The sequence below is a fragment of the Candidatus Binataceae bacterium genome (assembly GCA_036495685.1).
Classification (GTDB): Bacteria; Desulfobacterota; Binatia; order Binatales; family Binataceae; genus JAFAHS01.
Map to the genome: position 1 here is coordinate 1 of DASXMJ010000049.1, position 10,303 is coordinate 10,303.

Sequence of the window (10,303 nt, forward strand, 5' to 3'; positions counted from 1 at the left end):
CGCAGACGCGGTTTTCAGCACCTCGCCGGCGCACCTCTGGGACGAACTGGTCGCCAAAGGACGAGTGCCGGAGGTCGAGCCTCCATCACCGGGAGGCGGCTCACTGTTAAAGATTCTTGAATTACCGCCGAATTCTATCGAGCAGAGCTTTCCGCCCTCGCCACGCTGACCCATCCTCGCTCGAAACACGGTGCTTCTCCCCAGAGGAGAAACTGGCCGCGCCAGGCGGCGAATCAGGAACAGTAAAATGTCCGCTGCTTCAGGAATATCGTGGGCCGTGACAAACCCAGCTAGGAAGTGCCGCGTTCACGCAACGCTTCCAAAAAACGGTTTTTCAAGCCGTCGAACGGACCGTTGGACATGAAGATGGCGATGTCGCCGCCAGAGCAATCGGCGAGCATCCGCTCCAGAATCTCATCGTTCGATGTACACGCGAAGGTCGCTGCGCCGTGCGCGGCGACCGCGGCTACCAGCGCCGCGGTATCGAGCCGCTCAGTCGGTGGAATCGGGTCGCTGTCCTTGAAATAGACTGGGCCGAGATAGACGCGCGATGCACCCGCGAAAGCGTCGCCGAATTCCCTTTGAAACACGTTGCGCCGCGCGGTGTTTGAGCGGGGCTCGAATGCTGCGAGCAACCTCCGCCCCGGAAAGCGTTCGCGGATTGCCTGCAGCGTCACTCGAATCGCGGTCGGATGATGGGCGAAATCGTCCACCACGGTCACCCCGGCCGCCTCGCCAAGCACCTGCTGGCGGCGCGCGACGCTCGTGAATGACTTCAGTCCGCGCGCGATTTCGTCCACCGAGAGCCCGAATTCGCGGAGCAACACGAAGACCCCCAGCGCATTGGCAACATTCATCCTGCCGCCAATGGGCAGGTGCATCGCGCGCGCGACCGTCTCGCCCTCGCTGACCACGTCAAAATGTGCCCCCTCCGCGCCAACTCGAATTTCGGTGGCGCGGAATTGCCCGCGGTTGAGGCCGAAGGTTATCGAGTGAGCGCGCGATCCTTTGACTGCGTCGAGTGCGTGCGGAAAATCCGCGCATACCGCGAAGGTGCGATGGTGGTCGGCTTGATTCGTCAGCGCGCGAAAGCTCGCTTTCACATGGTCCAAGTCGCGATAGATGTCGGCATGGTCGAACTCGACCGCCGTGAGTATGGTGCCGGCGGCGCGATAGTGGAGAAACTTGGGGCCCTTGTCAAAAAATGCAGTGTCGTATTCGTCACCCTCGATTACGAAATACGGCCCCCCACCCAACCGGTAGTTGGAGTTGAAATCCAGCGCCACCCCGCCGACTAGCATCGACGGGTCGCGGCCTGCACTAGCGAGCACGTGCGCCATCATTGCGGTCGAGGTGGTCTTGCCGTGGGTACCGGCAACCATCAGGACTTTTTTGTCCTTGAGGAAGAAGTGCCAGAGCGCTTCCGGCATCGAGAGGTACGGGATGGTCGATGCCAGCAATGACTGCGCCTCCGGATTCACCCGCGGAATGACGTTGCCGACCACCACCAGGTCCGGTGCGGGGGCAAGATTGCTGGCGCCAAATCCGGCCTTCAACTCGACGCGCGAGGTGCGCAGCAATGATGCGGTCGGCTCATAGAATTGATTGTCGGATCCGCTGACTCGGAATCCGCGCTCCACCAGCATCCCCGCCAGCGCCGCCATCGCCGTTCCGGCCACGCCGATGAGATGCACATGGCGCAGGGCCGCAGGAATGCGCGCCAGACGCGCTTCGCTCTCCGTGTCAGGCACCGTCGATAGCTTCCATTATCAAGTCGTGAATCCTTGGGCGAAACTGCCTGATCGCCTGGTTGTCGCGGCGGGGGTGAACGCGGTTCGTCATCAGCGAGACGGCAATCTCGCGCGCGGGCTCTATCCAGAGTGAAGTGCCGGTGAAGCCGAGGTGGCCAACCGCGGCGGGTGAGAAATGGCGCCCCGAGCTGGAGGCCTGCGGCGAAGGCGTGTCCCATCCCAAGGCCCAAGTCGAATCCGCAACGGCGGTATCGCGGGTCCAGAATTCGCGCATGATCGCCTGCGGGATAAAATCCGAGCGACCCGCCCAGCACGCGATCAGGTGAGCGGCTATGCGGTCGACTTCGTGCACCGGAGCGAACAGACCCGCGTGTCCCGCGACTCCGCCCATCGCGTAGGCATTCTCGTCGTCCACTTCACCCACCAGCAGACGTCCGCGCGAGGGGCAGATTTCCGTCGGCGCGAACATGTCGGTCACCCGCTCCAGCCTGTGCGAGCGCACCAGGGCCATATCGATGAAATCGGTGGAGCGGAGTTCGAGCGGGCGAAAAATCTTGTCGCGGCAGAAACGATTGAGCGCAAGTGTGGCGACGTTTTCGATCGTCTCTCCCAGGAGCATGAAGTTGAGGTCCGAATAGATTGCTTTGGTGGCGGGCGGTGCTTCGGGACGCTCGCGGTGAATTTCCTCGTAAGTGAATTCCTTGGCGCCCTGGCTGGCCATGAAATTGACCTTGCCGCCCTTTTCGATGGCCGCTATCCGCTCGTGGAACGGCCGCCAGGCGGCCAGTCCCGAGCAGTGCGCGAGCAGATGGCGGAAGGTCACGCCGGACTTTCCGTGGACGCCGAAATTGTGAAAAAAGCGCGTCACGCGGTCGCCCAGGCGTAACTTGCCATCCCGCGTCAGCACCATGGCCGCGACCGAAGTGGCGAGCGCCTTGGTAAGCGAAGACAGGTCGAACACGGTGTCGACCTTCATCGGCGTGCGGGTCGGGACTAGTGAGCGGAAGCCGAAAGCGCCTTGGAACCCGATATCGCGCCCAACTCGAACTACGACGGTGGCGCCGGGGATGACTCCAGCCTCGACCGCCTCGTTAAAGGCCCGCTCTACTTCACGCCATCCCACGGCTGATCCACTCTGACCGAACTCATTATCGCACGAGCGCGCCTTAATTTAAGCGATCTGCCGCGCTTGACTGTTGCCGAGTATCCAAGGACGCCACTACCAGTCAGCCCTCCTGCGTCCGGTGAGACTCGTGCAAGTGTCGAGCGACGGGGCATCAGCTTTTTTGGCGTGCACCGCAGGACGGATCGCGCACGGCGACGGGAGGCCGAGGACCTCCGAGCTGGAAGCGACCCCTTGGGAAGAGAGGAAGATCTGGCGCGCACGAGGTCTGAGTATCGATTCACCGTCTACCGAGACCCGCGCCACGGTAAGTTCCCACCGCTAATTTCTAGGAGACCGGTGCGTCGGCGAAGTGGATTTTGCGGGTCCCCGCATCCACCTTCACCCGCACCACGAAAGGAATCGTAAGATTCTCGGTGCCGTGACCGGCTTCGACCCCGGTGAGCACCGGGATTCCGAGGTCGGCGGTTTGTTCGGCTATGAATTCAGCGATTGCGCGTCCTTCTGGTTCGCTTCCTTCCACTGGCTGGATTGCGCCCACTACTAGGGCGACGAGCCCGCGAAGTGCGCCCGACTGCCGCAACTGGACTAACATCCGGTCGACTCGATAGGCGCGCTCTCCGGTGTCCTCGAGGAACAGGACCTTGCCCTTGAAGTCCGGGGCGTAGCTGGTCGCCAGCATCGCGACCACCACCGACAGGCATCCTCCGATGATCTCGCCCTCGGCTTTGCCCGGCTTAATCGACTCTCGAGCATCCAGTTCGAAGGATGGCAGCTCGCCGCACAACAGCCGCCGCATGTGTTCGACGGAGCGCGCGCTGAGGCCGTGCGCAAAGTCCATTGCCACCATCGGTCCGTGAAACGCAACCATCCCCGCGCGCTGCACGATCGTGTTAAGCAGGAAGGTCTCGTCGGAATAGCCAACGAACGCCTTGGGCGAGCGTGCGATTGTCGCGAAGTCCAGCAGGGGCAGAATCCGTCCGCATCCGTAGCCGCCCCGCGCGGCAAAAATCGCGCGCACCGAGTCATCGGCAAAGGCTTCCTGAAGCTCGCGCGCTCGGTCCTCATCGGAACCTGCCAAAATGCCAGCCCGGGCGAGCACGCGCTCTGAAACCTTCACGCGAAACCCCATCGTGCCGAGCGCGTTTACGCCGCGTTCCAGGTATGAACGCTCGATTGCCGCGGCCGGAGCCACGACCGCCACGGTATCTCCGGGCTTGAGAGCGGGAGGTTTGATGCGAGGGGAGGCCATCGAGGTTGCGCCAGTCTAGCAAATACCAAAACCGGACGCCCTGTGTACGCATTTTGCGCAGGAGTAGGCTTTTGGAGTGAGGAACCTGTTGCCGCTCGTGCTTCGCAATCTGTCACGCAATCGGCGCAGAACCTTGCTGACCGTTCTGTCGATCGCGGTTTCGGTTTTCATGTTCGCCGCGCTCATGAGTTTGCCTACGCTGGTGGATGAGATCCTGAAGGACCGCGCCAACTCGGTGCGCATAATCACCTATGCGAAGACCGGCCTCTCCTATCCGCTTCCCGCCGCATACGCGGCAAAAATCGCGCAGTTACCGCATGTCGAAGCCGTCACCGGCGAATCAGTATTCCCCAGTACTTACCGTGATCCCAAGGACTTCGTACCGGCCGCTGCGATGGATCCGACTCAGCTCGAGGCGCTGTTCCCGGATTGGAATATCAAGCCTGCCGAAGCGGCCGAGTTGCAGCGCACTCGCTCAGGGGTTCTGGTCGGCGCGCAGTTGATGAAGCTCTATCACTGGCGCCTCGGCGACAACCTGATCCTGCACGGAGTCGCCTATCCAATCGATCTGCAACTCAAAATCGTCGGCACGATCGGCGGCAATGTTCCTCCTTCCGCCGTGGTAATCCGCCAGGACTTTCTCGATGAGGCGTTGGGTCGGCCGGGCACGGTGATGTTGCTGTTTTCCAAGGTCGATCATTCCGATGCCGTTTCTCAGGTCTCCGCCACGATCGACGCCCTGTTTGCCAACTCGTCGTCGGAGACGAAGTCAGAATCAGAAGTCGGGTTTGCCCGCGTGGCGCTGCGGAACTACCGGCTGGTGTTCGAGGGTATGAAACTGGTCGCGGTCGTCGTCGTGTTCACGATCGCGCTGGTCGCGGGGAATACCGCGTCGATGGCGGTGCGGGAACGCCGACATGAGCTCGCGGTCATGCGGTCCATCGGCTTCACGCGCGGCTCGGTAATCTCGTGCCTGACGGCGGAAGGCATGCTCCTTGGGACGATCAGCGGGCTGGCTGGGGGTGCCCTCGGGTACGGAATTCTGAGGCTCATGCCGCATCTCGCGCGTTCGTTAGGACCTTTGGCATTCAGGATTGGTTTTCTGCCGCGGGTGGCAATTGAGGGGCTGCTGATCGCAATTGCGATTGGAACCGTCAGCAGCCTGGTGCCGGCCCTGTTTGCGGCACAGCGCGACGTGTCAGCGGAACTGCGGGCAATTGTGTGAGGTTCAGCTGCGCTCGGGCGTAGCGACGCAGATCGGTGCCGTCACGTCGAAACGGAATCTGGCGGGTCATCGAGGGTGGGAAATCAGATCGACGCACGGCGGTCAGGCCGTGCTCTTTCTGAAGCAGTGGTTGCGGTGGGCCTTCCTCGCTGGTACTGGACTACTTGTCGAACTGCACCGTTGCGGTGCCGGTGACCAGGCGCTCTGCTTCTTCGTTCTCTATCCACACGTCGATTTCCGCCCTCCGCTCTGCCTCCGTGGTGTGCGTGATAAAACCCTGGAAGGTCAGCGTATGGTCAGGTTGCACCGGCACTCGATAGGTGGTGCTCAGGCGAATCATCCGGGCACCCCCATCGTATCCGATCCAGTCGGTCACGAGCTTGCTCAGCAGGCCCAGGCTCATGTTACCGGGCAGAATGATTCCCGGGAGGCCCTCCTTGCGCGCGCCTTCATCGTCGGTAAAGCGTGCGGCCGGCAGCCCGGCCGAATTCGCATACTTGCGGCATTGATCTTTGCTGACGAATTGGTGGACGGGACCGAGAGTGTCACCGATATGAACGTCTGCGAAAGTTTTCACGCTGGTCTCTCTAGCTTTCAGGTGCGGCTCATGAAGCGATGGTCTATGTGTGCGACTTCCTGCCCGTCCTGATTGCTCAGGGTCGAGCGCACCACGACGAATACCATCGTCCCGGTTCTGCCGGTTTTTTCGTAGATTTCCTTGACGTGGGAACTCAGCGTGATCTTGTCGCCCGCATGGATGGACCTGACGAACTCAACATCCTTGCCCGCATCAAAGCCCGCGCGCCCGAACCGCGGAACATGCTGAAAGAAATGGCGCCCGTTGCGAAAGGTCACCGCGTACGCAGGTGGCGCGACCTTCCCGTCCGCATAAAGTGGATTGGTCTCGCCTAGGGTTTCGCAGAAGCTTTGAATGCGCTCTGCCTTCACTTCGACCGCGTCGGTGGTTTCGAACACCCGGCCTATCAGGTTGGGATCGTAGTTTAGCGCCATTGCTATCTCGTCTGGACCGCCTCCGCGTGAGGTACCGGCTTGCGGCGCGGACGAAAATCAACCGGCTCATAGTCGCCGCTTTTCAATTCACGCACCAGGTCGTCGACCGAACGAATGGCGCCCGCAAAGCGCGTCGCGCACAAACCGATCAGGCTCACCAGGTGACTGTCCGAACCGCCGACGGCACTATAGCCGTATCGTCGCACGAGCTCCGCGCTGCGTTCGTCCTCGCCCTTGCGCGAGCCGCCGTTCAGCACCTCCACCGCCACTACGTTTTCAAGCGGCGGCCGTTTTTCGTAGTGCTCGTACAGCCCGATGTTGGGACGCCCCGGGTGACACGGGACTGCGAGTCCACCCATCTTGACGACCTCGTCGATCAGTTCCTGAGCATCGAGCCGAATATTTGCGAAGTCAAAGCGCCGCAGCATGTCTTCGTTCACACCATACACGAGGACGTGACCGTAATTGGTTTCGACCTCGGAAGCGCGCAGCACCATGACCCCGAACTTGTCTTCGAGATGCCGATAGTCGGCATCGCGGTTGAACTGGCGATGCTCCGTAAGAACGATGCCGTCGAGTGGGCGCTCGGCGTGGCGCAGCCTGATCCAGTTGAGGTAAGCCTCTACCGGTGCGCGACTGTCTTCGGATGCTTCGCTATGGGTATGCAGATCAAGGGTTGTGGCCACCAGGATTAGTTCCTTACCTCGCCGGGCGAAACTTCGCGAGCGTCACTTGCGGGGTGACATCCTCGTATACGACCTCGACGGGCATCCCTATTTCAGCTTCTTCGGGACGGCATTCCACCAGATTGGTTAGCATTTTCACGCCTTCATCGAGCTCCACCCACGCCATGATATAGGGCAATGCTTCACGAAAACCCGCGCCCTGGTTCTGGTAGGTCGCGGTGAAAGTGTAAACCTTGCCGCGCCCGCTGCAGCGGACCCACTCGGTGCGCGGCGACAGACAGCTCGTGCACTGCGCTCGTGGATGATAGCGCAGGTCGCCGCAATCGCGGCACTTCTGCACGTACAGTTCGTGGCGTTGTAGTGCTTCCCACCACGGGCGCGTTTCCTCATCGATAACCGGAAGCGGTTTCAGGTATTTCTTTTCCTTTTGATCTGCCATGGCCGCAGTTCCTATTGGTTGCTTAGAATCAGGGTTGCGCCCGAATGACGCAGGCCGAGGCTGCCGCCGGTGCCGTGGACCAGCGCGATCCTGCAGTCCTTGACCTGGCGCGGGCCGCATTCGCCGCGCAGCTGCTTGGTCGCCTCGATCACCAGAAACATCCCACGCATCATAGGATGATTCGATGAGAGGCCGCCCCCGTCGGTATTGATGGGAAATTCACCATCGAAACGCAACCGCCCCCCGCTCACGAATGCGCCCCCTTCGCCGGGCTTGCAAAAGCCTAGGTTCTCGAGCGTCGACACCACCGTGATCGTGAACGAATCGTAGATCATTGCCATGTCGATATCGGCGTGTTTTACACCCGAGCGCTCGAAGGCCAGCTTGCCCGATTGTGCGGCTGCGATATCCAGAAAATCGCGCTGGCCGCGCGCCGCATGCCGTACCGCCTCGCCGGTCCCCAGGATGTAGACCGGCTTCTTTTTCAGATTGCGCGCGCGCTCCGCCGAAGTGATCACCAGCGCTCCGCCACCATCGGAGATAATGCAGCAATCGAGCAGATGGAGTGGCGACGAAATCACGCGCGAGGCGAGCACGTCTTCCACCGTGATCGGATTGCGGTATTTCGCGACCGGATTCATCGACGCATGCAGGCGCATCGTAACCGCCACCTCCGCAAGCTGCTCCGGGGTGGTCCCGTACTCGTGTATATGCCGCTGCGCAACCATCGCGTAGGAGCCGACCGTGGTCGGCCCAAACGGAATCTCGAACTGATCGCAGGTGTCTCCCCCTCCGCCCCCTGCACCCGTCGGCCCGCGGTACGAAGCGATCGTCGAGCCGAACGCGACCACGCACACCTCGCACAGTCCCGCCGCGATCGCGGCGGCGGCATGCGCCGTATGCGCGACGAACGATGACCCGCCGATCGAGGTCGAATCCACGTAGTTGGGATTCAGGTTCATGTAGTCGCAGAAACCCAAGATCCCCATCCCGCTCATTCCGATGCCGGCCATCGCCAGTCCGTCCACATCCTTGATGGTCAGGCCGCAATCATGGAGCGCACCGCGGATACTCTCGGCCGCAATCTGGAACATGCTCTTGTCCGGCGCAAAGCGCGTCGGATGCTCATACACGCCCGCCACGCAGGCTTTACGAGTTAGACTCATGATGCGTTCTTCCTACTTCAGCTCACCGAGGAATTCTTCGATGGCGTCGTTAACTACCGCCGGTTGCTCGATCGGAATCATGTTGCCGGCATCGGGCACCACCTCAAGGTGTGCGCCCTGGATCTTGTCTCTGAGGAGTTCCGCGTCTTTTGCCCCAGCGCTCTGGGCCTCGCCGCCCAAGATCAAGGTCGGTTTTTTTATCGCGGAGATGGCACCGGTGAGATCGACTTCCTGGCACGCCCGGGTGTCCGTGTAGCGGACCCGCGGATCGGTCTTGACCTGCTCCATCCACATTTCGCGGACGACGTTGAAATTTTCCTTGACGGTCTTGGAAGAAAATCCGTCGGTCACGAAGGCCTGCGGCGCGCGGCCCATCATGACCGCGGATAACTGCTGAACCCGATCCCCGGGAATCGCGAACTTCGCAGCGGTCGCGACCAGAATCAGAGCCTCGACGCGCGCCGGGTAATGCAACGCAAATTCCATCGCGACCGCCCCGCCCATCGACCATCCTGCGACGACGGCGGATTGGAATTGCAGCGCATCCATAAAAGCCGCGAGGAAATTGGCGTACTCGCCGATGGACATCAGGCCTTCGACCCCATCAGATCGGCCGTGGCCCGGAAAGTCGAAAGCGACCGGGCTGTGCCTTCCCGCCAGAGCGTCGAGCTGATGGTGCCAGGGGGCGCTATTGCCGCCCTCACCGTGCAGGAAAACGATTTTGCGTCCGCGGGAAAAGTCCGGGATCACCTCGGGCAGCGTAGTCGCACCCCGGTACTGGTAGTAGATCGCGTGGCCGTTTACGTCGGTGTACTTGGTTGGCATCGCCGCGTGATTCTCCGTGCAGCTTTTTTCGGTTAGCTATTAGGTTCGCAGCGCGCTTGTCAAATGTACTTGCAACTGGAGGAGAAATTACCACCATTCTAATTGAAGCTTACCCCATCTTTCCTCCAGATAATTGCCTCGCCGCCGGCGCTACTCATCACCGCCAGAACGCGCTATCTACACCCAGATTCATCCGGGAGATTAGTCCATGGCATATCAGGCAATTGAAACCAGAAATGAGGGCGCAGTCGCCTGGCTCACCCTCAATCGCCCGCACAATCTCAATGCGCTCAGCGCTCTGATGGTGGAGGAGCTGGAAGACTATCTGCACAAACTGCCGAAGGACCATGCGACTCGAGTCGTGATCATGCGCGGTGCGGGCCGTGCCTTCTGCGCGGGCCTGGATCTCAAGGAGCAGAACCGCGGCGGAGCGGGGCTCGGTGCATCGACCACCGGGACCATGGAGACGCAACGCCGCATGAGCGACCTGGTGGTCGCCATGCGCCGGGCGCCGCAGCCGTTTATCGCGGCAATCCGCGGCCCCGCAGCCGGCGGAGGATTCGCACTCGCACTGGCCTGTGATGCCCGCATCGCGGGAACCTCGGCGCGCTTCAACGCCGCCTTCATCCGTATCGGGTTGAGCGCCTGCGACATGGGCGTGAGCTACCATCTGCCGCGCGCCGTGGGAATGTCGGTTGCTTCGGAGTTGATGCTGACCGGGCGCTTCATCAACGCGGAGCGGGCACTGGCAACCGGATTAATCTCGGAGCTGCATCCCGATGCCGAAGTTGACGCGGCCGCGAACAGGCTCGCCCAGGAAATGAC

General features: G+C 61.4%; 11 protein-coding genes. 2 read left to right on the top strand and 9 right to left on the bottom strand.

All coding sequences use genetic code 11. The features are described from left to right. Positions 1-290 precede the first annotated feature (290 nt). The 3 genes from VGI36_05515 to VGI36_05525 all read right to left on the bottom strand — a co-directional run bounded on the left by VGI36_05515 (position 291) and on the right by VGI36_05525 (position 4,126). The gene (locus tag VGI36_05515) at positions 291-1,751 is read right to left on the bottom strand and encodes a Mur ligase family protein (protein ID HEY2484583.1); all 1,461 of its coding nucleotides are present in this window, start codon (positions 1,749-1,751) and stop codon (positions 291-293) included. After that, entirely contained in the window at positions 1,744-2,874 is a 1,131-nt protein-coding gene (locus VGI36_05520; protein HEY2484584.1) for a serine hydrolase, read from the bottom strand. The genes VGI36_05515 and VGI36_05520 overlap by 8 nt, the downstream gene beginning before the upstream one ends. Before the next feature lie 328 nt (positions 2,875-3,202). Further along, a complete protein-coding gene (locus tag VGI36_05525) occupies positions 3,203-4,126 on the bottom strand; it encodes an LD-carboxypeptidase (GenBank protein HEY2484585.1) in 924 nt (307 codons plus the stop codon). Between the two features lie 97 nt (positions 4,127-4,223). On the opposite strand from VGI36_05525, the gene VGI36_05530 reads away from it, so the two are divergent. Next, positions 4,224-5,351, top strand: a complete 1,128-nt coding sequence (locus VGI36_05530) for an ABC transporter permease (GenBank protein ID HEY2484586.1) — start codon at positions 4,224-4,226, stop codon at positions 5,349-5,351. A 160-nt stretch (positions 5,352-5,511) separates the two neighbouring features. On the opposite strand, the gene VGI36_05535 is transcribed toward VGI36_05530, so the two are convergent. From VGI36_05535 to VGI36_05560, 6 genes are read right to left on the bottom strand one after another with little or no spacing between them, the layout of a single operon-like run. Further along, on the bottom strand, positions 5,512-5,928 hold the full coding sequence (locus tag VGI36_05535) for a MaoC family dehydratase N-terminal domain-containing protein (protein HEY2484587.1): 417 nt from the start codon (positions 5,926-5,928) through the stop codon (positions 5,512-5,514). Between the two features lie 17 nt (positions 5,929-5,945). Continuing rightward, entirely contained in the window at positions 5,946-6,362 is a 417-nt protein-coding gene (locus VGI36_05540) for a MaoC family dehydratase N-terminal domain-containing protein (protein ID HEY2484588.1), read from the bottom strand. Positions 6,363-6,364: 2 nt separating this feature from the next. Further along, positions 6,365-7,048 carry a PHP-associated domain-containing protein gene (locus tag VGI36_05545; GenBank protein HEY2484589.1) on the bottom strand — a complete coding sequence of 228 codons (684 nt, stop codon included), beginning with the start codon at positions 7,046-7,048 and terminating at the stop codon, positions 6,365-6,367. Between the two features lie 13 nt (positions 7,049-7,061). Beyond that, positions 7,062-7,487, bottom strand: coding sequence for a Zn-ribbon domain-containing OB-fold protein (locus VGI36_05550; GenBank protein ID HEY2484590.1), 426 nt, complete (start codon positions 7,485-7,487; stop codon positions 7,062-7,064). Between the two features lie 11 nt (positions 7,488-7,498). Beyond that, positions 7,499-8,653: a hypothetical protein gene (locus tag VGI36_05555; GenBank protein ID HEY2484591.1), complete on the bottom strand. Its 1,155-nt coding sequence runs from the start codon at positions 8,651-8,653 to the stop codon at positions 7,499-7,501. A 12-nt stretch (positions 8,654-8,665) separates the two neighbouring features. Then, on the bottom strand, positions 8,666-9,478 hold the full coding sequence (locus VGI36_05560) for an alpha/beta hydrolase (GenBank protein ID HEY2484592.1): 813 nt from the start codon (positions 9,476-9,478) through the stop codon (positions 8,666-8,668). 208 nt (positions 9,479-9,686) lie between these two features. Here VGI36_05560 and VGI36_05565 point away from each other — a divergent pair. After that, a partial coding sequence (locus VGI36_05565; GenBank protein HEY2484593.1) for an enoyl-CoA hydratase/isomerase family protein occupies positions 9,687-10,303 on the top strand: 617 nt, incomplete at its 3' end.